Consider the following 23,307-nt stretch of genomic DNA (forward strand, 5'->3'; position numbering starts at 1 on the left):
GTTGAGCTATTTATCTATCGACTTGTTGATCTATTTATTTTCCACCGCGGTATCCTTTGCCAACGCCCTTGTTGCTATTGGTCCCCGGAGCCTGGCCATTAGTCGTTCCGGTACAGTCGCCTGCTTTGTTTACCGATCCTTTATTCCCTTGTCCTTTTCCTCCTTTTTGACTGTTTGTATGACCTCCATTACCTTTTATTTGTCCGTAAGCATTTCCATGAGTAAACGGTGCATTGATAATGGCATCATATTCTTCTTGTGTTAGAGCGGTTGGAGTGTAAGTCTCGCCTAGCGACTTAATCTGGCGATCGACTGCTTTCAAATGATTGCCTGAAGCTTTGGTGAGATGTTCGATGACCAATTTGATATTTACATTCTCAATATCTCCTACCACAGCATTGTAAGCAGCAATACCTTCTTCTTCAATGAAAGCCATGGTCTTAAAGGCTTCTACTAGAGTGGACGATTGTGCACTTAAGGTGTTGAACTGCTCCTGACGTTCCGGTGAAGCGAATACGCCGACTTCTGTTGTCGGAACATAATCAATTTCGTAATATTTAAATAAGGAATCGACGGCTGCCATATGAGTGCTTTCGGCATTCATAATGCGTCCAATTTGTGGAGCGGTTGGATATTTATCTGCAAAAACGCTATAAACATCGTGCGCTAGTTTCTCATCTTCCCGAACAGCATACAGGAATTCGATTTCATCGGCATTTAGAGCAGACGTTACTGTGAAGATATTGGAGATTGCGGCTCTCGTTATTGCACTTACACCGTCACTTTCGACTGCCAATAACGTCTGTGAGCTTGCATTTTCTTCAACACCTTCCGACTGACTACATGAAATGGTCAATAGACCGATGATTGAAAATAAGCTTGCAATTAATACTTTCGTTTTCATACTTTTTCCTTTTTATGGTTAATAATATCGTTCTTTGTTTTATAAACCGTATGAGAGGAACTTTACCCTACCAAATCACTTCAAAAAATAACATTGGGGTGAAAGGCATGGCTGTTGAGAAGAAAGTCACCGGGTCCGATTTCTCTTGAATGGTGTAGCTGTATTTTAGATTTTCCGTATTTAAAAGATTAATCAGACTTCCTCCGGCTTGAAACTGAACGGTGTTCCAGGTGAAGCGATAGACTGCAGAGAGGTCCCAACGGCTGTACGGACGAGTCGAATCTTTATCTTTTTTAGTTAATCCGATGCCTTTTCCTTGGGGATTTGCCCCGCTATAGTCGGGTACGGTGAACCCCGTTCCGTAAACGAAACTCGTTGAGAGGACGAAAGGGCGGATCGTATAGATGGCTCCAAACTTAATCTCTTGTCCGGTTTCTTGATAAGCACCGTCGATTGAACTTACGGAATAAGAGCCGAAGAGTGTACCATGAGGAAGCGATTGTTTCAAGAGGAGATCCAAGCCGATGATCTGTTCGTCAGAAGAGGTGATGGCTTGGTCGATGAGTCGTATGGCATTTTTGTTTTTCTTTAAATAGCCTTCCACGTGTGCTGAGAAGCCTTTGTCGGATCGATAAGATAAGTTTGCAAGAGTGTGCATCGATTGAAGATTGGGGTGGACTCCCCAATGATAAACAAAGGTTTGGTCGGATACGGCTTCGGGCAGGCGACTGATATATTGTCGATAGAGTCCCCATGAAGCGCCGGCTTTCCAATGGGAAGAGAGATCGTAGTTCAGTGAAAAGCGTGGTTGTAGATGGAATCCATCTGAAGTAAAATCGGTTCTGATCCCCGTTTTTAGAGATAGGTTTTTCCAAACAAATTGGTTGGAAAGGTAGGCTGTGGTGGTGCGAAAGGTGGTTTCCGGAGAGATAAACTGCTGGTATTCCATTCCGGCATTGAGCGTTTGCTGACTGCCCCAATTCACTTGATGATCGGCCTTAACGGTAAATTGCCGGAGATTTTGTTGTAACGAATAGTTGTTGCTCTCTTCATGGATACTGTTTAATTGCGAATAGATCGATGATAGCTTGGTGGACTGTCGGCTGTTCCATTGGCGGTGATACGTGGCCGAGGCTCCCAATTGTTTATTGTGCTGAAGGCCCTCAATGGGGAGGTCGGTCGTGGACTGTGCCGTATATTTAAATTGATCGTCTGCGTTGTAGAATGAAAAACGATAGGTATCGTTATCGAAGGCGTATCCCGCATAGGTGATGTTGAGGTCGTTGAAAAAATAAGAAGGTGAGATCTCCCATTCGGTCGTGGGAGGATTGCCTCCATTAATATTTCCATTGGCGTTCCCATTGGTGTCGCCTTTTCCATTCCCGCTTCCATTTCCATTCCCATTCCCGCTCTCGTTCAAGGAACCTTGCCCTTGCGAGGCATTGTTCTTCTTATTATAGGGGTTGAACAGACCACTATCGTAGAGATCGTAGAAGGTGCGTCGATAGGCTACTGAAAGTGCCGACCGTTTTCCAATCGGCACACTGCCATACAGATTGGCCGTTAGTGTGCTGATCATCCCTTTTAATGAAAGTTTAGTGGTGTCGGGGGTTACCGTCTCAATCTCGGTTATTGCTCCGGTTTGATTTCCGTATGATGCATCGTACCCTCCTTTCAGTAGTTTGACTTTGTTGACCAGATAAGGATTGATAAAACTGATATTATCGTTGAAACCTTTCATACCAAAAAGTGGGATTTGATCGAAAAAGATTCGACTCTCTCCGGATGAGCTGCTCCAGACAATCAGCTCATCGGATGGTTCACCTGAGGCTCTGACTCCGGGTAAGAGCCTGAGCAGGTTAAAGGTCGCGTTATCAAGGCTTCCGGGTAGTTGTTTAGCGGTTTTTCCTCCTATGGCAATTTCACCCGATTGTGTCGTCGATAAGGGGTAAGCGACTTGAGGAGCAGTGATGGTGATTTCACCAATATGGATTTCGGCAATAGTTGTCGGTTGATACTTCACTTTAGTTTCTTTCTTCTTTGGCTTTGGGGGCGAAGGGTGCGATGGAGGTGAGGTTGGTCTGGGACTAATGACATAGACTTTATTGATTACTTCGCATTGGTATGGCGTCTCGGATAATAAGAATGTAATGGCTTCTAGGGGAGATTTAAAGGTACGGTCGAGACTGATGGGGTAAGCCGAAAGCGCACGACTATTGAAAGAGATGTCGACCCCTAAATGTTCTAGAACCTCACTCAGAGGTTGCTTTGAAGCTTTGACTCTGATCTCCTGGGCCTGAACTGAAGAGAGGCTCAGGAGACCAAAGATTAAACAGACGATTATTGCTTTCAATTAGTTGATTTTAAATTTTATTCCAAACGGCTTACCGATAATTTCTAAGATCTCTTCAGGCGATCGCTCACTCGAGAAGGAACCGCTATAGTAGGTCTCCGGCATCTCTGGCATGGTGACGGAGATGTTGTACTGACGTTCGATTTCTTCGATCACTGCTTTGAGTGGGACTTCGCTAAAATAGAATCGTTTCTCTCTCCAGGAAATGGTTTGTGACGCTTGCTCTACCGAGTGAGTAACTAATTGGTCGTTTTTGACCTGAGCCTGCATATTCGAAGTGAGTATCGTTTCTTCGTTTTTGGTCTCAACTTTGACTTTCCCTGTTAGGCAGGTGACTTGCAATTGCTTGTCTCTAGCAAAGATGTTGAACGTTGTTCCTAAGACTGATACCACGCCACGAGGAGTGTTGACTTGAAACAGACTTCCTTTTTGAACTTGGAAGAACGCTTCTCCACTCATGTTGACTTCCCGCTTGATAGCCCACCATAATGGTTTGTACGACAAACGGCTTTCAGCATTAAGGTCTACTTTGGTTTGATCGGGCAAAACAACGGTTAGGTGTTGTCCACGATCGACCGTGATCGTTGTGGTGTAGAGATAAGCAACAAAGGGCAGAGCCGTCAGAAGAATGATTGCGGCAACGGCTGTATAGCGAAACCAAGTCAGTCGTCTGAGGGGAGTAGACTTTGGCTTTTCAGGAAGAGCTTCGAACCGTTCGTTCCAAATCTCCTCCTTGGTCTTTGTCCATTTTGGGGTGACTTTTATTTGATTGGTATCCATGTTACAATAGTTTTTTTCTTAATAGGGTTAGGGCGGCATTCATTCGTTTCTCTATGGCTTTTACACTTAATCCGAGACGCTCTGCAATTTCTTGATATTTTAGAGATTCTTCTCTATTCATCAGGAAGACTTCTCTCTGTGGTGTTGGCATCTCGTTGAGTGCAATGGCATATTTTGCTTTTAGCTCTTCAAGTTGAAGGAGGTCCTCCGGAGAATCTGTATTCTCTTCCTCAAGATGCATATGTTGTGTAAAGTCCAAACGGACATTTTGTTTTCGATAATGGTCAATCACTTGGTCAGAGGCCATTTTATAGAGTAATGACTTGACGTGCGACAGTTCGATCTTCTCTCTGTTTTCCCAAAGCTTCATAAAGAGATCAGCAGCCAAATCTTCTGCAATATGTTGGTCGGCTATCCGGTAATAAATGTAATTTCGAATGGCATCAAAATAGGCCTCGAATATTTCCCGGAAGTTTTCTTTATTCATTGTTTTGCTTATTAATCCGTATGAAAGAGCTTTTACCCTACTTTTTCCGGTGTATGATCTTGATTCTTTGGCTAAAATAATAAAAAGGTTTGAAAATCGAAGTTGATCTTTCTATTATTATAGATGAGAATTTCTTGTTTTCTATAGCAGATGCCGAAGCTTTATTGGGAATAATCGAGTTACGGCTTAAACGAATTGGTCCTATGAATGAAATCTTTATCGCATGGTCGTTTACTTTATAACCCAATGTGGTTAGTCGTTTGAACTTGCGTATTAGTTGGTGTGTGAGTTTTATTTTTTGAGCCCTCGTTCGAAGGCTCTTCGGCCCTCGAAGGAAAACCCATGAGCCCTCGAACGAGGGCTGAAGAGCCCACATTCGAGGGCTCAAAAAATGGATAAGGCTTAATGACTAAATGGAATCTGGTTGCGACTAATTGATTGGTCTTTTCGACTAATAAAGGGGTGGTCTTAATGGATTGAATGGTGGGAGAGGTCTGCAAAAAAGAAATGGGATTGTGGTGCGATGATTCAATATGACTTATTGATAGAATCGGTATATAAACAAAGCAAATTATGGATTGATTCTTAAGGCTCTATAAAAGAATATTATCACATTATAAAAACATAACACTTCGATTATTTAACATACCCACAAGGTTTTCAGATTACCCTGGCTTTCGGACTGATTCAAATTAAACCGTTCCGAATCTCGTTCCGATTTTCATAAAAAAACTCGTAAGTGCTTATTTTTTTAAGTACTTACGAGAATTATAGGGTGGAAGACGGGGTTCGAACCCGCGACCTTCGGAACCACAATCCGACACTCTAACCAACTGAGCTACATCCACCATGTGTTGCATTTCTCAAATGCGATGCAAAGATAGGTATTATATTCGAAATAGCAAATCGACGGACTACTTTTTTTCAAAAATATTTTGTTCTTTTATGCCGATATTATGCGTCTTGAAGAGGCTTCTAGCGTCTTTTTTAAAGATATTCAATGAGTTACGTATGTTTACGGGGATAGAGTCTATCGGCATTTGAACGGGGTATAAAATATGATTTTTTTTGTAGGTCCTCGACGGACGTCCGGTATACACCATCATATAGTCGGAGTGGATCATTCGCACGGTTGAATCTTTCGCCAATTTAAGGTTGACGATCAGCCCACCATCTGTTTTACGTGCCGACATATTGGAGACAAAGTTACCTAATGAATAAACGACTAAATGACGATCTAAAGAGTCGGCTGAGGCTCGTACTTCGATCGGTTGAACCACATGGGGGTGTGAGCCGATGATGTGATTCACGCCTTTGCTCAATAACCAAGTGGATAAGTACTTTTGTTGTTTACTCGGTAACGATTGATACTCATTTCCCCAATGCATGCAGGCGATAATGGTGTGTGGATTCAACGCCTTAGCTCTCTCAATATCCTGAGCAATGATAATGGTATCGATATAGTTCACGATATTCGGTGGAGTAACCTTAAGTCCGTTGGTGCCGTAAGTATAGTTAAGTAAAGCGATGCGAAACCCTTTTTTCTCAATCAATAATGGATAGCTCTGTTTGCGTTCGATGGAATCTTTGAAGGTTCCCGTGTGAGTCATTTGAAGCTCGCCGAGTACCTTCAGAGTACGTTCTAACCCTTTTTTACCTCGATCAAGGGAGTGGTTGTTGGCCGTGAGTAAAACATCAAATCCTGCTGTCTGGATGGCTTTAGCGTATTCGTCGGGAGCACTAAAAGCCGGATAACCGGTGTATGGTTGTCCCCCTAGAGTCACTTCTAAATTGCCAATGGCGATATCGGCTTTCTCAATCTCTTTCTTAACATAGGTGAAATAGGAGGAATAATCGTATCCGTGGGCTGTTTGTGCGGCTTTAATTTGCCCGGTGTGTTGCATGAGATCACCGACAAAAAGTAGATGGAGCGTGTCGGTAGATAGGGGTGGTCGTTCTTTTTCGACTTGTGCCGTTTCTATTCTCTCTTTTTCCTGCGAACGAGATGAGCAGGAAAAAGAGAGAAATAAAAAGGTTAATAGATAGAGGTGCCTCATTTATAAATGGCTTTTTTACCTGCCAATAACGTATTTTTCATCAGTGAAACAATCGTCATCGGTCCCACACCGCCCGGTACAGGGGTGATGTATGAACATTTAGGGGCGACCTCGTCAAATAGTACATCACCGGTGAGCTTGAAACCCGACTTGCGTGAAGCATCCGCCACACGAGTGGTTCCAACATCGATAACAACAGCTCCCGGTTTAACCATATCGGCTGTAACGAAGTTGGGCTGACCTAAAGCGGCAATGATGATATCGGCTTCACGACATTCTCCCACTAAGTTAGCCGAACGGCTGTGGCATACGGTAACGGTTGCATCGCCGGGATAGGCTTTTTGCATCATCAGAGCAGCCATTGGCTTGCCAACAATGTTGCTTCTTCCCAATACGACGCATTTCTTACCGGAAGTTTCTATTTTATAGCGTTTTAATAGTTCTAAAATACCATTTGGAGTGGCCGAAATGTAACAGGGTAGTCCGATAGACATCCGACCAACATTGATCGGGTGGAACCCGTCGACGTCTTTACGATAATCGATGGTTTCAATTACTTTTTGTTCGGAAATATGCTTTGGAAGAGGGAGCTGGACGATAAATCCATCAACATCCTCATCTTCATTAAGTTCACGTACTTTTGCTAAGAGTTCTTCTTCTGTAACCTCTATTTCATAGCGAATCAAAGAGGATTTGAACCCACACGCCTCACAGGCTTTTACTTTTGAAGCAACGTAAGTCTCACTTCCGCCGTCATGGCCAACAAGGATTGCTGCTAAATGAGGGCGTTTTCCACCGTTAGCGACAATTTCGGCCACTTCTGCCGCGATCTCTTGCTTGACTTGATCGGATATGGCTTTACCATCTATTAGTATCATAAAATTACTGTTTTAATTGGTGATGGACAAATGTAAAATAAATAACTGAATCGCGCAAAGGAATTAAAAAAAAGCTGGCCAAATAACTCTGGTCAGCTTTTTATCGTTTTTTTATGAAGTGGATTAGCGTTTCATTTTCGCCATCATTTTTCCCATTTTGTTACCGCTCATCATTTTCATCATCTTGCGAGTTTCCTCGAATTGCTTCAATAGGCGGTTCACTTCTTGAATGGTGGTACCGCTACCTTTGGCAATACGGGTACGGCGTGAACCATTTAAAATATCCGGATTAGAACGTTCTTCAGGAGTCATGGAGTAGATGATCGCTTCAATGCCTTTGAACGCGTTATCGTCGATATCGATATCTTTAATGGCTTTTCCAACCCCGGGAAGCATAGAGGCTAATTCTTTCAAATTACCCATCTTCTTGATTTGGTGGATTTGGCTTAAGAAGTCGTTGAAATCGAACTGATTTTTAGCAATCTTCTTTTGTAAGCGTTTGGCTTCGTTTTCGTCATATTGCTCTTGAGCACGTTCAACCAATGAGACGATATCACCCATACCCAAGATACGGTCGGCCATACGAGCCGGGTGGAACTGGTCGATGGCATCTAGCTTTTCACCGGTACCGACAAATTTGATTGGCTTGTTGACTACCGAACGAATAGATAATGCGGCACCACCACGAGTGTCACCATCAAGCTTAGTCAGTACCACACCATTAAAGTCGAGACGTTCATTAAACTCTTTTGCAGTATTAACGGCGTCTTGTCCGGTCATAGAGTCGACAACAAACAAGATTTCGTTAGGTTCTACAGCGGCTTTAATGGCTGTGATCTCATTCATCATGTCTTCGTCGATGGCCAAACGTCCGGCGGTATCGATGATGACTAAGTCGTTTCCTTTGGCTTTTGCTTCTAGAACCGCGTTCTTTGCAATAGATACCGGATCTTTGCTATCTGGCTCGGTGTACATCGGTACGCCGATCTGTTCTGCTAATACACGCAACTGTTCGATAGCGGCCGGACGATAAACGTCGCAAGCTACAAGTAAAGGTTTGTGGTTCTTTTTGGCTTTCAACATGCGAGCCAACTTTCCTGAGAAAGTGGTCTTACCTGAACCCTGCAAACCGGACATTAAGATGATCGATGGACGACCGTCAAGATTGATGTCAACCGTTTCTCCACCCATGAGTTGAGCTAACTCATCGTGTACGATTTTCACCATCAATTGGCTTGGTTTTACCGCTGTTAACACATTCTGTCCTAAAGCTTTTTCTTTTACAGTATCTGTAAAGCTCTTAGCGACTTTAAAGTTGACATCGGCATCAAGCAAAGCTTTGCGCACATCTTTCAGCGTTTCTGCTACATTGATCTCGGTGATCTTACCTTCACCTTTCAGAATCTTGAACGACCTTTCGAGTCTTTCACTTAAATTATCGAACATATTTTTGAATTATGAATTACTTATTAATCGGTTAACCGTATCGGCTTTCTGATTTGGTTCACGATAGGTTCATCTGTGGAATAAACTAGAATCCGGATAACGGGGTTGCAAATGTACAAAAAAACTCTGGGAATTATATCTTTTTATTTTGCCATTTTGCTTTTTTAAAGTAAAGGTAACTACTTGCAAACAATAAGGTATAGTACAGAATTTCAATGGCGAAACAGTATTCTACAGGGGCTCTCATCCAAACTCCGACAACCCAAACGTATAGACTGTAAAATAATATCGTTACGGCTTCTATGATTAAAGCGGATTTGGTATTGCCGGTTCCTGAGATGCCGCTAAAAAAGATATTACCTATCGAACTGATAATGATAGCGATGCAGATCACATATATAGCAGGTATGGAGGCTTCGACTAAACTGGAATTAGTACTGTATATCGAGACGAATAATTTTGGAAAAGAAGCGATTATCCCCACTAACGCGATGATGATGATGAAAGAGAATCTGGCTATTTTATGGATAAGAGGCAGAACTTGATCGACTCTCCCGGCCCCAATGGTGTTGCTCACTAAGCTGTTTGTACTGGCTGAAAGTGAACTGATGGGAATGAGCATGACGATATACAAACTTCGGACAATGTTTGCTATGGCCAGCTCTCGCTCGCCTAACCGTTCGATAACGACAAAAAATAGAAACCAAGTGAACATCGATAGGAAGTATTGCATCATGGTGAAGCTGGATATGCTTAAAACTCGTTTTAGTAAACTGAAGTCGAACGACTTGAAATGGTTTAACCCATAGTGTTTTAAATCGACGGTGATGTAGGTGTAGATTACAAAAAAGAGAATCGAGGAGGCTTCGGCAACGACTGAAGCAATAGCGGCCCCTTTTATACCCATTACCGGGCAACCAAATTTGCCGAAAATGAGAATGTAGTCTAATATGACATTGGTTAGCGCCATGACAATAGCATTGATGGTTAGTACTTTAGTACGCGTTATACCAATGTAAAAAGCACGAAACATCACATTGACAAAAGAGAAGAAGAAACCGTATATTCTCCAATCTAGGAACTCCATCGTTCCATTAAAGATATCTTCCGATGAGACGAGTAAACGGATGATCGGTTTGCCACCCATCCGTGCCATGAGGAAGACGCTTAGGGCTGTTATCGATAGGAAGATGAGACCTTGGATCATGACCGGTCCGACTTCCGAGTAGCGTTCTTCGCCGTTGCGACGGGCGATAACAATCTGAGATCCCGTGCTGAATCCAAATGCAATGGTAAAGATACAGATATAAAATAAGCCGCCGATGGCTGATGATCCTAAAGCAACCTCGCCAACATGCCCTAGAAAAGCAGTATCGGTTACATTGATTATATTTTGCGCCAGCAAACTTAAAAAGATGGGGTAGCTGACGTTGAAGATTTGTTTGTTAGTGTACATTGAAGAGCTTATTTAGGAATGTACAAAGATAAGCTTTTTATTCGGTATTACTTTGGGTCGGGTAAGTTAAACAGATTTTAAGTTCTCCCAAGTCGGATTTTGTAATTTCATATTTTCCTCCGAAGAACTCCAAGAGTAATTTGTTAATATCATGCTTTATGCCTCTCTTTTGTGTTGGCACAATGTGGGCTAAAGGACTATTTTTAATGACTATATTTACTGTGGATGGGTCATTGTCCTGACTTAGGAGTAAGTGTATGGTTCTTTTCTCTTCGTGGTCCGAGGAGGTTAATAGTGAGACCAAAACATTAGATAATCGCGCAACATCCGTTTTAATCATTTGAGACTCAATATGAGATAGAAAGACGATCTTAATATTAGATCCTTCGTTCTGCATCTCTGAGATGCAAACCGCTTCTTTACAGAGCGTTACAATGTCATAGTCTTGAATTTGAAATTTCATCATTCCTGCTTCAAGTCGTGATAAATCTAAAACATCGTTTACTAGTTTCATCAGTTCTTCAGAACTGTCGTGAATAATGGTTGAGTAATCTTTTAAAGTCTCGTTGTCGAACTCCTGATCGCTTGCCAATAACTGAGAAAAACCTACAACGTTATTCAGCGGAGTGCGAATATTATAACTCATATTCGATAAGAAGCGGTTTTTCATTTCATTCGCTTCGTGCACGGTTTCTGCAGCTTTTCGTATGGCTAGCTCCGATTGTTTTAAAGCTTTTCTCATCCGAATGCTTCTCCACATAAAAAGTATGGATATGAATAGAGTTAATGCGATGCCGATAAGAATAAACAGGTGCGCTTTCTTATCCAATTTAATTTGTTCCAGATCAAGTCGTTCCAGATCATAGTCTTTTTTTATCTGCAACATTTGTTTGTTGAAGGTATCTGTGGTCACAGCATCTTTCATGCTCAAAGCTTCTTTATAAAGTGGGATAGCCTGTTCGCTTTTCCCAATGATGACTAAAAGTCTGGCTTTATCGATTAAGTGATCAGCATAATCTGCAGCCCGTTCTTCATCCTTTTTGTACAATGTACTGTCAATATAGGCTAATGCTTGTGCATAATCACCTCGTTGCTCGTAATATTTGGAACTAAGTTCGTAATACAAGAAACGATATGAATGAAAAGTATTTGGAGTTAAATAATCCTTAGATGCTGTTAAATGATCCTTTGCTTTTGAGAGGTTATCGTTTTTTAAATAGTAATAAGCGTAAAAGAGCTCTTTAAACAAATAAACGTCATAGAATCCTTTTTTTACATAGGGGTTTTCTTTGATGTGTTTGCTTAAAACAGCATCTAATTCATGCACGTATTTAAAGACATTTTCGTCTTTTTCCATGGCTTTTGAGATGATCGCCATCTGTGTAAGCACCGATATTTTAGATATAGAATTAGTTTCGTTTTCTAATAATTTATAGGTCATTTCCATGGCCTTTGTGCTTTCTTCCCATTGCTGTGTTGAGGCATACGCATTGGCTAAACATTGATAAGCGGCGATCAAGCCTTTGTTGCTTTTAAAAGCAATCGTTTGTTGCTTCAACTTGTTGGCTTCGTCAATCGCGAGTTCATATTTCCCCTTGAAAATGGATAAGTTAATATGATAGCGTTTGGCGTCAAAAAAGTAATCCCATAGCCCAGATTTTTTTACATAAGGTTCCATAAAAGCAATCCATTTGGCTACACTATCTTGTTCCATTTGGTTATGGTAGTATACGGTATGGTAGTAAGCGGCCAAACAAATGTAACGATTGTTTTTCTGTCTAAAAGCTTCTTTTAACAGAGTATCAGAATATTGAATACATTTGGGAGTGGTCTGTTCTGCTTTTATGATGTTTCTGATCGTTGCCAGACGTGTTGTATCGTGTGGCATAGAGATGTATTCTTTCTGTAAACTGTCGGACGTTCTGTCTTGTGTTGCATAAGTAAAAAGACATGAGCAAAGAGTCAGACTGAGTGTCAAGATCCATTTAATCATTTTGGTTCCTCCTTCCTATGGCCTCTTTTTTGAGAGGGTGTGTGAATACAAAGCGCGAACCATTGGTATAGTCTTTATCAATCCAGATCTTACCGCCTATATATGTTATGATCAGTTCGCTGATCGATAAACCAAGCCCTGTTCCTTGTGCATTTTCATTTCCTTTTTCAAATCGATTGAACATCTGATCTTGTTTCTCTTTGGGAATTCCGCAACCGGTATCGGTGACAGAGAAAGAGGCTTCATCGTCTGGTGTTACTTCAACCTCCAAAGTAATGCTACCTTGAGCAGTGAATTTGGTCGCATTAATTAATAAGTTGATCAACACTTGTTGGAGGCGTGATTTGTCGGTGTATAAGATCAGCGAATCTAAGTTCGTTTTAAAATGTATGCTTGCATTGGTTTGTTTGATTCGTTCTACCATGTCGATCACATTCCGACAAATGGTTATAGCATCATACTCTTGAAAGTTGAATTGCATGTTTTCTGTTTCGAGACTGGATAAATCAATCACATCATTGATTAGCTTAAGCAATAATTCTGAATTTTGAAGAATAATGTCGTTGCATTGTTTCCTCGTTTCGCTGTCAATCGACTCTTCGGTGAGAATCGTTGAGAATCCACATAAGGCATTCAATGGGGTTCGTATCTCATGGCTCATATTTGAGAGAAAAAGACTTTTGGTTTTGATGGAACGTTCGGCTTGTTTCTTTGCTTTTTCTTGTTTCAGTTTTGATTCAAGAAGACTCTTATTGTCTTTCTTGATACATAGAATGAAGAAGACGATAAGTAAGAGTAAAAAGATAGCTCCTATTGTTATTCCCCAATATAAACGTTTTTGTTTGATCTGATAATTAACTTCATTTTGATCGATCTTATACAACGTATGTAATTCGTTGATTTGCTGTGTATACGATTTGACGTCTATAAGCTCTTTTCTCTTATTGATATCTTCGTACACTTGACAAGCTTCGGCCGATCGTCCCATTGTTGCAAGTAACGAAGCTTCTTCTCGCGAGATTTCGATATAAATATACGATTCGTTTGTTCGGAGATTCGCTAGAAGCTGTTTGTACTTGTTTAACGACAAATCATAGTTCCCTTTGTGTTGATAATACTTGGCGTATAAATAATCGATGATGTATTCGAAAAAGACAAAAGAGTATTGGCTTTGTATTAATTCACATTTATCGAGGTAGAAACGAGACTTTTCGATGTTCCCATTTTGAATGCAATAGAATGCATGGCATGCCAATCCGTAGAAATCGGTTGGAATATCAGGATCTTCTTCACACAAATGATCGAGTTCTCCTATTAGAGGGAGGATGTTGTCGAGTTGATTCGATTTTAATTTAATAAAAAGATATTCGTATAATGTTGCCTTCAGATGTCGCTCGGAGTCTGGTATTCTTCTTAATCGTTCGAGGGCTTCTTCATAAGACTCAATTGCTTCTTCTGTGGCTGATGAGACTAAATAGGCTTTCCCGATGGCTTTGAGCGATAATGCCAATCCAAGAGGATAGTCCATTTCCTTCGCTTTTGTGTATAATGTTTTGGCATTTTCTATAGCGAGACCCAGATTTCCTTGTTGAATGTAAGCTTGATTGACTAATAATTTGATTTGAAATAATAGCTCGTACTGCTTGCTTTTTTCCAATTCGGGGATAATTTGCTTGCTCCACAGAATAACGCTGTCCGATGAAAGTTGTTTGTCGTATATCAGATTGTTGTAGACCAAATTCTTCAGACGACCGAGTTGATCTTCTTTTTTGTTGTTGGCATACATTGACAAGGCTAAAATGCTACAAGTCACTGTTATAACTATTCTATTTAAAGTCTCTCTCACGCGTCTCTGGTTTATATACGATAGTAGACATTTGTAATGCTTACGCAAAAGAAATAAAAAGAGCGAAGATTGACAAAAAATCTCCGCTCTTTTTACGTTTTTATTTTTTATTTTGAGTGTCTCTAGCGCTAGGACCTTTGTGATTGGGATATCCTAAAGCATGATTTCGCCATTTTGATTCTCTTTTTACTTTTAAGCTTCTATAATCGTCTTTTGTTTTGTTAATGTAATCATTAAGTAATTGACGGTGCTTAATCAGAATCTTTTTGTATTTCGGGTTCTGAGCTAGATTAATTTGTTCACCCGGATCGTTTTTCAAATCATAAAGTTCTTCGCCATTACCTTCTAAGTAGTGTGTGTATTTATATCTTGAACTTCTGATCATTCTCCCAGGGGTTACGATCGTTTCATATTCAGTATGCCATTCTGATACAACATAAGGATGTTTCTCTTTTTGTTTCTGTCCTTTTAAGGTTGGAACGAGACTGATCCCTTTTTTATCCTCCGGCACTTTTATATTTGCTAGTTCACATAATGTTGGTAGCAAATCGATGGTTGGTTGGGTCAACAGACCTTTGATTAATCCTTTTTGTGGCTTGATGCCCGGACCCGCAAAGATGAAAGGAACATTAGTGACCTCATCGTAAAAGCTAATTTGTTTGGTTACCATGCGGTGTGATGCCATTCCATCACCATGATCGGCTAAGAAAACAATAATTGTATTTTTGCCGGCAGGTGTAGAGTAGAGGGCCTTTATGACAGAGTCGATTTGTTTCGACACGATTTTAGTGTAATGTTCGAACGCAGCGATGTAATGTCTATAGTTCTCTTCATTCCAGTGAGAAGCTTGTGTGAGTCGGCGGTGACTGCAACACAAATATTGAATTGGAATCGGTAGTTGTTCCCAGTTGTTAACTTCGAAGTTCTTGGGTAGTTCCGGTAAAGTCCCGCTAATCGGTTTGTCTACATGCTCTCCCTTGTTTTCACCGACAAATCCGCAGATATTGTGTGGGTTTTGGAAATCAGCAATACAGATAAAGGGTTTTTGAGGTGGATTCTCAAGGTAGCTAACCACATCTTCACAAGCTCCTACATCAAGGAAACTGTCGTGGTTGACTGGAAATTCAGGATCATTGAATGGCTTTGCTACGGGGTCTTTATGTTTGAAACCTCTTAACGCTCCCATATCGTGGCATTTGCCAAAGTGTACCGCGTCATAGCCATTGTCGGAGAAAAGGCTACCTAATGTTGGTATCTCTGGGGCTAACTTTTGATTGATGGACTCGTCAGAATTTGAACGCACATTGGTCTGATGAGGCATTAATCCGCTCCATAATGCAGCACGTGAAGGTTGACTTAATGGGCAGCCGACATAAGCGTTTGCAAAAACAACTCCTTGAGAGGCGATTTGGTCAATGGGATCGGTGCATCCTTGGGTTTGTCCATATGCTCCTACTACGCGTTGAGTGAGATGATCACATTGGATGATTAGAATATTCGGTTTCTCTTGTGCTTGTGCATGGGCACAACATAAGGTCAGCCCCAATAGGGGGTAGGCTTTTCTCATTATTTTCAGGTTTAAATCATAAAATTTGTTCAAGGCAAAAATAATGAAAACGACTTGAAACTAGATTCTTAAACGACTCTTTTGAACGTAATTACTATGAATTGTACAAAACTAGTAGCTTGAAACTGAAAAAGGGATCTCCTCAACTGAGGAAATCCCTTTTCTATAGTCATTGGAATCTTAATTAGCTATTCATGCTCATTAAGAACTCGTCATTATCTTTAGTCTTTTCTAAGCGATCTTTAACGAAATCCATTGCTTCGATAGGATTCATATCCGCCAGATATTTTCTTAAGATCCACATTCTGTCGAGTGTGGTCTTTTCGAGCAATAAGTCGTCACGACGTGTACTAGATGCAGTAATGTTAACCGCAGGGAATATACGTTTGTTCGACAAGTTACGGTCGAGTTGCAATTCCATATTACCTGTACCTTTGAATTCTTCAAAGATGACTTCGTCCATTTTCGAACCGGTATCGATGAGTGCGGTTGCGATAATTGTTAGCGAACCTCCGTTTTCAATGTTACGGGCTGCACCAAAGAAACGTTTAGGTTTGTGCAATGCGTTTGCATCGACACCACCTGAAAGTACTTTACCGGATGCCGGTGAAACCGTGTTGTAAGCACGAGCTAAGCGAGTGATAGAGTCTAAGAAGATCACGACATCATGTCCACATTCCACTAAGCGTTTTGCTTTTTCGAGTACGATACCTGCAATCTTCACGTGGCGTTCAGCCGGCTCATCGAATGTTGAGGCAATAACTTCAGCATTTACGCTACGTGCCATATCGGTAACCTCCTCCGGACGTTCGTCGATGAGCAACATGATCATATAAACTTCAGGGTGATTGGCTGCGATTGCATTCGCAATATCCTTCATTAATAAGGTCTTACCTGTTTTAGGTTGTGCGACGATTAATGCACGTTGTCCTTTACCGATCGGAGAGAATAGGTCAACTACACGAGCAGACATCGAATCAGAATATCCACCTTTGCAAAGTTTGAATTTTTCGTCCGGGAATAAAGGAGTTAGATGATCGAATGGAACGCGGTCGCGTACAAAGGCAGCATCACGTCCGTTGATCTTGCTCACTTTAACTAATGGGAAATATTTCTCACCTTCTTTAGGAGGTCTGATTACTCCTTCAACAACGTCACCGGTTTTAAGACCGAAGAGCTTGATTTGTGATTGAGAAACGTAAATATCGTCGGGAGAGGATAGGTAATTGTAGTCTGATGAACGAAGGAAGCCATAACCATCTTGCATGATTTCCAAAACGCCCAAGCCGGTTAAGATATCATCAAATTCGTATGTTTTTTCGCGTTCCGGAGCTTTACGTTCGGGTTGTGCTGGAGCATTTTCAGTTTGATTTGCTGCAGGCTGCGGTTGGCGTTGAACTTGTGGACGCTGGTTGTTGTTTTTAGCGTTGTTCTTATTGCTTGGATTGTTTTCTTTCGGATTGTTAATTCGAGGACGTTGAGTTGGCTTTTCCGCTTGAGGCTGAGTTTGAGGTTGCTCAACTTTCGTTTGTTCGAATTTGCCAAGTAATTCGCTAGGTAGTTCAACGCTTTCCGAAGGTAAGTTTTCAATAGGGATAAAATCGTTATTATCCAATCCTTCTTCCTCTTCGGCCAATAGTTGTCCTTCTTCGTCGATCACAGGATTCGGTTTCACAACTTCTTCGATTGGTTTAGCCTTAATGATTGGTTTATTTTCGACCTTTACTTCTTTTGGCTTTGCAACTTCGGTGGCTTCAGTCAACTCCTCTTTTTGAACCGGTTTACTCTCTTTCTTTTCCGAGGCATTACTTTTCTTAGGTCTTCCTGACTTACGTTTGTCAGTGGCAGATGCTTCTTCTTGTTTTGGAGTCGTGTTTTTTTCTTGTTCTTTTATTGAACCAGGAGCTTCGGTAACCTCAGCTTTTTTATCTTTTTTAGGTTGATTTTTGTTGTCTGTCTTAGTCAGTTCGCCATCTTTGCTTGCAGAGAATACTTTATCTTCTTTTTTTACAGCGACACGTGACCGCTTTTTCTTATCATCTTTTCTTTCTTCTTTAGCCTTTTCTGCCGCAACTTTTTTAGTTGCTCCGGCGATGGCTTGCTCGTCAAGTATTTTATAGACGAGTTCTTCTTTTTTTAGAGATTCAGGCTTTTTGATGCCTAATTCTTGGGCAATAGCCTGTAATTCCGACAAATTTTTGTCGTTCAATTGAATAATGTTATACATATAGTATAGTAAGTTATTAATGTTTTTTGTTTGTAGAGGTATGAACGGTTTGTAAATCACGAACGACCGCTCATATGAAATGAAACATATGGTTTGTTTGTTAAATAATGTTCTTTTAGGGATGTTCGATTGAATTGTAGAAGTCTTCAACGGTGCAAATATAAAAATAAAAAATGATTTTATAAATAATTCGCCCATTTTTTCTTTGAAAAACTCTATTTTTGTCTGAAAATACGTGATTATGATAGTTAATAATGTAGGTTTAATCCATTTTTCCCCTACAGGAACGTCTCGTAAAGTTTCCGAGTCAATTGGAGCTGGGTTTGACGGAATGTCGGTCGAAACATTCGATCTAACTGTAGATCAATCTGTTGATGAACTCGTTTTTACCCCAGATACCTTAGTCGTTTTTACGATTCCCGTATATGGCGGGCATGTTGTACCCTTAGCATTAGAACGCTTGAGTCGGTTTCGTGGTCAGAATACACCGGCTGTTGTGGTCGTTGTTTATGGTAATCGGGCTTATGAGCAGGCTTTGATTGAACTTAATCAGTTTGTTGAGCAGCAGGGGTTTAAAGTTATTGCGGGGGCAACCTTTATTGGTGAGCATTCTTATAGCACAACAACTTATCCCATTGCTTCCGGCCGACCAGATGCTGCTGATTTGGACTATGCAACCTCTTTTGGGCGTAAGATTGTTACCAAATTGACTCAAGCAGAAACTCTCGATACATTATATGGTGTTGATGTGCGCCAGATTAGACGACCTAAACAACCTTTTTTCCCTTTATTCCGTTTCTTGAGACAGGTGGTTAAAATGCGAAAGAGTGGTCTCCCGTTACCGCGTACCCCGCAACTCATCGATGAACAAGAGTGCCAACAATGTGGGGCTTGCGTATCTCATTGTCCGACAGGAGCCATCACCTTAGACGATAAACTTCATATTGATGCGGACAAATGCATTAAGTGTTGTGCTTGCGTAAAAGTTTGCCCTTCGAAGGCTTTGGTTTTTGATACGCCTTACAGCAAGATGCTGAACGATTGTTTCAAAAAGCCGAAAGATCCACAGCTTATTCTTTAATTTCGTAGATCACCACGCTTTGTGTGGTTTCGTCTATTCGAAAGCGATTATCTGTTCGTTCGCCGATGAGCCATATAATGGCATCACCGCAGCAAAGTACCCATTGATTTTCTTTATCCCGGATGGAAAACTTACGATCGGTCAGGTAATCGCTGACTCTTTTTTTCCCCTTCATACCAAAAGGAATAAACCAATCCCCCGGACAGTAACGACGAATAGATAACTCACCGGTCAATTTATCCGCATCGAAACAGGCCACAGTCGATTGGCGTGGAATGATAAAATCGGTTGAATAATCCACCTCTTTTTTGGTTAGTTCGAAAGGAGGCACGTCCGAAGACTTCATTTGGTCAATGGACTCCACTAATAAGTACTCCCGATCTCTGATAATTCTCCATTCCTTACTAAGGAATTGTTTCCCTGCCTGTCCATGTAGACTGCGAAGGATATCTTCAATTTGTGCCGAGTTAAACCCCAATGGGTGAACCAAATCGAATAACACTGTTTCCGGAGCAGGTTCTTGAAGTAAAGCCCCAATTAAAATACCTTTTTCCGACCATATACGTTTTTTGGCCTCTTCAAGATGTCGCTTACAAATGAGTGCGGCATCGTTTAGGTGTCTCATGGTTGTCGTCAATCCCTCCTTTAGAGACGGATTAATCTCCTCCATAAGCGGAATGAGGTTTAATCTGATTTTGTTTCGAGTATATTCATCTTGAAGGTTTGTACTGTCGGTGACATACGGTTGTCCGATCTCATTTAGATAATCGATGATCTCCTTGCGACCGATGCAAAGTAGCGGGCGTACCACCATGCTGTTGATGGGTTTGATACCCAACAGTCCATTAAGTCCCGCCCCTCGAATGAGATTGAGCAATAGCGTTTCAATGCTATCGTCACGGTGATGAGCCACGGCAATCTTATTCATATTCTTCGTTGCTGCTAACTCATTAAACCAATTGTAGCGAAGTTCTCTAGCAGCCATTTCAATCGAGATGCCATGCTCTGCTGCAAATCCGGTGGTGTCAAAATGGATTCGATGAAGAGTGATCTGATGCTGTCGACACAACTCTTCAACAAATGCCTCGTCGCGATCGGATTCTTTGCCGCGAAGATGAAAATTACAATGCGCCGCTTCGCAAGTATAGCCTAGCGACAAAAGCAGACGTAATAGAGCCACAGAGTCAGCCCCTCCGCTCAATGCAACCAGTACTTTATCGTTTACGTCCAATAAACCTTCTTGCTTGATGTAATGCTCTACTTCTTTCGTAATCATATAACAAAGATAATGATTCTTTCGCTTACAGTCATGTTTGGTTGCCTATAATTCCTTTAGACCTTTTCTTTTTCTTGTTTATGATTCGATTTTTGAGTGATCAGATGAACCTAATTTGTTCCTAATCGTTCTTTCAATTACTCTTCTTATTTAAAAACAATCTAAATAGTTTGTCCGATAAGAAGTTTACAATTATCTTTGCATAAAATTAATAAGCGGAATATGCGTTTATCCGAATTAGAAACAGGAGAAAAGGGAGTAATCGTCAAAGTCTTAGGGCATGGCGGTTTCCGTAAACGTATTGTTGAAATGGGTTTTATCAAAGGAAAAACCGTTGAAGTCATTTTGAACGCCCCTTTGAAAGACCCCATCAAATATAAAGTCCTAGGTTATGAAATCTCTCTTCGTCGTCAAGAAGCCGAGATGATAGAAATCATTAGTGAAGAAGAGGCCGGGCAGCAATTAGACAATGCGAGTGAACATTATAAAGGTCTTCCGGAGCATATCGCTGTGGACGAAGGCTATCTTAAGCGTTTGGCTTTGGGCAAACGTCGTACGATTAATGTGGCTTTAGTGGGGAATCCCAATTGTGGAAAAACCTCTTTGTTTAATCTGGCTTCCGGAGCGCATGAACATGTCGGTAATTACAGTGGTGTAACGGTCGATGCCAAGGAAGGTTACTTCGATTTTCAAGGCTACCATTTTCGATTGGTCGATCTTCCGGGTACCTATTCCTTATCGGCTTATACCCCCGAAGAAATATACGTTCGCCGGCATATTGTCGACGAGACCCCTGATGTTATCATCAATGTAGTCGATGCTTCCAATCTGGAACGCAACCTTTATCTAACGACCCAGCTCATTGATATGAATGTGCGTATGGTCGTTGCTCTCAATATGTACGACGAGCTTGAAGCTAGTGGCAACACCCTCGATTATCATCTGTTGGGCAAGTTGCTCGGTATTCCGATGGTCCCAACGGTCTGTAAGAAGAGTCAAGGAATAGATCTTTTATTTCATATGGTCATTTCGCTGTATGAAGGCGTTGACTTTGTCGACAAGCAAGGCGTGGTTAATCCCGAAGTTCAACAAGAGCTGATCGATTGGCATCATACCATCGACACGCCTCACCGTCATGATGATCATCCTCATGACGATAAAGAGATGGGAAAAGTTTATCGTCACATTCATATCAATCATGGGCCTGAGCTCGAACAAGCCATTGATCGTGTGAAAGCCGAGATCTCTAAAAACGAAACCATTCGTCATAAATACTCCACTCGTTTTCTAGCTATAAAGCTGTTGGAGAACGATCCGGAAATAGAAAAGCTGATCTCGACTTTTCCGAATGCGGAAGAAATCGTTCGCCAGCGCGATAAGATGGCCCGTCGTATCAAGTTGAATCTAAACGACGATTCCGAATCGGCGCTTACCGATGCAAAATACGGTTTCATCAGTGGTGCGTTGAAAGAAACGTTTGTCGATAACCATTTAGAACGTGAACACACCACCAAACTGATCGATTCTATCGTGACTCATCGATTGTGGGGTTACCCGATCTTTTTCCTTTTTATGTACCTGATGTTTCAGAGCACCTTTATTCTCGGTGAATATCCGGTGAAAGGCATTGAATGGCTCGTCGAACAACTCAGCCTGTTTGTGCGTACCCAGATGAGCCCCGGTCCGTTGAAAGATCTGATTGTCGATGGCATTATTGGTGGAGTGGGAGGAGTGATCGTCTTTCTTCCCAACATTCTCATCTTGTACTTTTGTATCTCTTTGATGGAAGACTCCGGTTATATGGCGCGTGCAGCTTTCATCATGGATAAGATTATGCACAAAATGGGGCTTCATGGAAAATCATTTATCCCGTTGATTATGGGATTTGGTTGTAACGTACCTGCTATCATGGCCTCACGTACCATTGAGAATCGTAAGAGCCGCTTAATCACCATGCTGATCAATCCACTAATGTCGTGTAGTGCCCGTCTTCCGGTGTACCTTCTACTCATAGGAGCATTTTTCCCTAATAACGCCGGCTTTGTACTGTTTAGTATTTATATTATAGGTATCCTGTTGGCCGTACTCTTAGCACGATTGTTCAGTCGTTTTCTGGTCAAAGGTGTCGATACCCCTTTTGTGATGGAGCTTCCCCCATATCGGATGCCTACCATGAAAGCTATCGGACGTCATACTTGGGAGAAAGGCTCACAATACTTGCGCAAGATGGGAGGTATCATCATGATTGCTTCCATTATTATATGGTTTCTGGGATATTATCCTAATCACGATTCTTATTCGACAACTGCCGAACAACAAGAAAACTCGTATATCGGTCAGATTGGCCGTGCCGTAGAACCGGTGCTAGAACCTCTGGGTTTCGACTGGAAGCTTGGCGTGGGTTTGCTTTCAGGAGCCGGGGCTAAAGAACTTGTTGTAAGTACACTCGGCGTACTCTATGCTGATGATTCAGAAGCCAATACGGTTGCTCTTTCAGAACGCTTACCCTTTAGTCCCCTGGTGGCTTACTGTTATATGCTTTTCGTGCTGATCTATTTCCCCTGCATAGCGACGTTAGTAGCCATTAAACAAGAATCCGGTAGTTGGAAGTGGGCTTTGTTTGGAGCCATATACACCACCGCCTTAGCATGGGTGGTGACATTTATCGCTTATCAGATAGGAGGAATATTTGTATGAACAATTGGCAAGAAATAGCAGTAGCTCTACTCTTAGCTTTTAGTTTAGGGTATGTAGCTCGTAAGATTTATCTTTTTTTTCGTGGAGTTAAGAAAAATGATAACCCATGTGAGAATTGTGTAACTGGTTGTGAATTAAGAGATATATTAGAAAAACGCCGCAAGGAGTGCCAAACGGCGGAGAAAGAAAAGAATAAAAAATGCGGCAAATAGTTTGGCTATTACAAAAATAGTTGTACCTTTGCATCCGCAATCGAAAA

General features: G+C 41.4%; 16 protein-coding genes and 1 tRNA gene. 3 read left to right on the plus strand and 14 right to left on the minus strand.

Annotation, left to right across the window (positions count from 1 at the left end; all coding sequences use genetic code 11):
• Nucleotides 1-34 precede the first annotated feature (34 nt).
• The 13 genes from AC4PG5_RS13750 to rho all read right to left on the minus strand — a co-directional run bounded on the left by AC4PG5_RS13750 (nucleotide 35) and on the right by rho (nucleotide 17,994).
• Nucleotides 35-904, minus strand: coding sequence for a DUF2202 domain-containing protein (locus AC4PG5_RS13750; RefSeq protein WP_492029425.1), 870 nt, complete (start codon nucleotides 902-904; stop codon nucleotides 35-37).
• A 67-nt stretch (nucleotides 905-971) separates the two neighbouring features.
• Nucleotides 972-3,257 carry a TonB-dependent receptor plug domain-containing protein gene (locus AC4PG5_RS13755; protein ID WP_492029426.1) on the minus strand — a complete coding sequence of 762 codons (2,286 nt, stop codon included), beginning with the start codon at nucleotides 3,255-3,257 and terminating at the stop codon, nucleotides 972-974.
• Nucleotides 3,258-4,037 carry a FecR family protein gene (locus tag AC4PG5_RS13760; RefSeq protein WP_492029427.1) on the minus strand — a complete coding sequence of 260 codons (780 nt, stop codon included), beginning with the start codon at nucleotides 4,035-4,037 and terminating at the stop codon, nucleotides 3,258-3,260. It abuts the gene before it with no gap.
• Nucleotide 4,038: 1 nt separating this feature from the next.
• The gene (locus AC4PG5_RS13765) at nucleotides 4,039-4,524 is read right to left on the minus strand and encodes an RNA polymerase sigma-70 factor (protein WP_492029428.1); all 486 of its coding nucleotides are present in this window, start codon (nucleotides 4,522-4,524) and stop codon (nucleotides 4,039-4,041) included.
• A 773-nt stretch (nucleotides 4,525-5,297) separates the two neighbouring features.
• A tRNA-His gene (locus tag AC4PG5_RS13770) sits at nucleotides 5,298-5,373 on the minus strand.
• Nucleotides 5,374-5,438: 65 nt separating this feature from the next.
• Nucleotides 5,439-6,581 carry a CapA family protein gene (locus tag AC4PG5_RS13775; RefSeq protein WP_492029429.1) on the minus strand — a complete coding sequence of 381 codons (1,143 nt, stop codon included), beginning with the start codon at nucleotides 6,579-6,581 and terminating at the stop codon, nucleotides 5,439-5,441.
• Nucleotides 6,578-7,459 carry a bifunctional methylenetetrahydrofolate dehydrogenase/methenyltetrahydrofolate cyclohydrolase FolD gene (gene folD / locus AC4PG5_RS13780; RefSeq protein ID WP_492029430.1) on the minus strand — a complete coding sequence of 294 codons (882 nt, stop codon included), beginning with the start codon at nucleotides 7,457-7,459 and terminating at the stop codon, nucleotides 6,578-6,580. Before folD ends, AC4PG5_RS13775 begins: the two co-directional genes overlap by 4 nt.
• Nucleotides 7,460-7,582: 123 nt before the next feature.
• Complete coding sequence (ffh, locus tag AC4PG5_RS13785; RefSeq protein WP_492029431.1) at nucleotides 7,583-8,905, minus strand: signal recognition particle protein; 1,323 nt, start codon at nucleotides 8,903-8,905, stop codon at nucleotides 7,583-7,585.
• A gap of 133 nt (nucleotides 8,906-9,038) precedes the next feature.
• Nucleotides 9,039-10,361 (minus strand): MATE family efflux transporter, encoded by a 1,323-nt coding sequence (locus tag AC4PG5_RS13790; protein ID WP_492029432.1) that lies wholly within the window; start codon nucleotides 10,359-10,361, stop codon nucleotides 9,039-9,041.
• 37 nt (nucleotides 10,362-10,398) lie between these two features.
• Nucleotides 10,399-12,354 (minus strand): tetratricopeptide repeat-containing sensor histidine kinase, encoded by a 1,956-nt coding sequence (locus tag AC4PG5_RS13795; protein ID WP_492029433.1) that lies wholly within the window; start codon nucleotides 12,352-12,354, stop codon nucleotides 10,399-10,401.
• Complete coding sequence (locus AC4PG5_RS13800) at nucleotides 12,347-14,200, minus strand: ATP-binding protein (RefSeq protein ID WP_492029434.1); 1,854 nt, start codon at nucleotides 14,198-14,200, stop codon at nucleotides 12,347-12,349. The genes AC4PG5_RS13795 and AC4PG5_RS13800 overlap by 8 nt, the downstream gene beginning before the upstream one ends.
• Nucleotides 14,201-14,300: 100 nt before the next feature.
• Nucleotides 14,301-15,767, minus strand: a complete 1,467-nt coding sequence (locus AC4PG5_RS13805; protein ID WP_492029435.1) for a sulfatase family protein — start codon at nucleotides 15,765-15,767, stop codon at nucleotides 14,301-14,303.
• Nucleotides 15,768-15,951: 184 nt separating this feature from the next.
• Complete coding sequence (gene rho, locus AC4PG5_RS13810; RefSeq protein WP_492029436.1) at nucleotides 15,952-17,994, minus strand: transcription termination factor Rho; 2,043 nt, start codon at nucleotides 17,992-17,994, stop codon at nucleotides 15,952-15,954.
• A gap of 241 nt (nucleotides 17,995-18,235) precedes the next feature.
• Here rho and AC4PG5_RS13815 point away from each other — a divergent pair, with 241 nt between their 5' ends.
• Nucleotides 18,236-19,075, plus strand: a complete 840-nt coding sequence (locus tag AC4PG5_RS13815; protein ID WP_492029437.1) for a 4Fe-4S binding protein — start codon at nucleotides 18,236-18,238, stop codon at nucleotides 19,073-19,075.
• Here the strand turns inward: AC4PG5_RS13815 and tilS are convergent.
• Nucleotides 19,065-20,351, minus strand: coding sequence for a tRNA lysidine(34) synthetase TilS (tilS, locus tag AC4PG5_RS13820; protein ID WP_492029438.1), 1,287 nt, complete (start codon nucleotides 20,349-20,351; stop codon nucleotides 19,065-19,067). The two genes, AC4PG5_RS13815 and tilS, sit on opposite strands and share 11 nt — an antisense overlap.
• 222 nt (nucleotides 20,352-20,573) lie before the next feature.
• On the opposite strand from tilS, the gene feoB reads away from it, so the two are divergent.
• Both feoB and AC4PG5_RS13830 read left to right on the plus strand, forming a co-directional pair.
• The gene (gene feoB / locus AC4PG5_RS13825) at nucleotides 20,574-23,048 is read left to right on the plus strand and encodes a ferrous iron transport protein B (RefSeq protein ID WP_492029439.1); all 2,475 of its coding nucleotides are present in this window, start codon (nucleotides 20,574-20,576) and stop codon (nucleotides 23,046-23,048) included.
• Nucleotides 23,045-23,260: a hypothetical protein gene (locus AC4PG5_RS13830; RefSeq protein WP_492029440.1), complete on the plus strand. Its 216-nt coding sequence runs from the start codon at nucleotides 23,045-23,047 to the stop codon at nucleotides 23,258-23,260. The genes feoB and AC4PG5_RS13830 overlap by 4 nt, the downstream gene beginning before the upstream one ends.
• The last annotated feature ends 47 nt before the right edge of the window (nucleotides 23,261-23,307 follow it).

This window comes from Bacteroides sp. QWL-09, assembly GCF_058683585.1.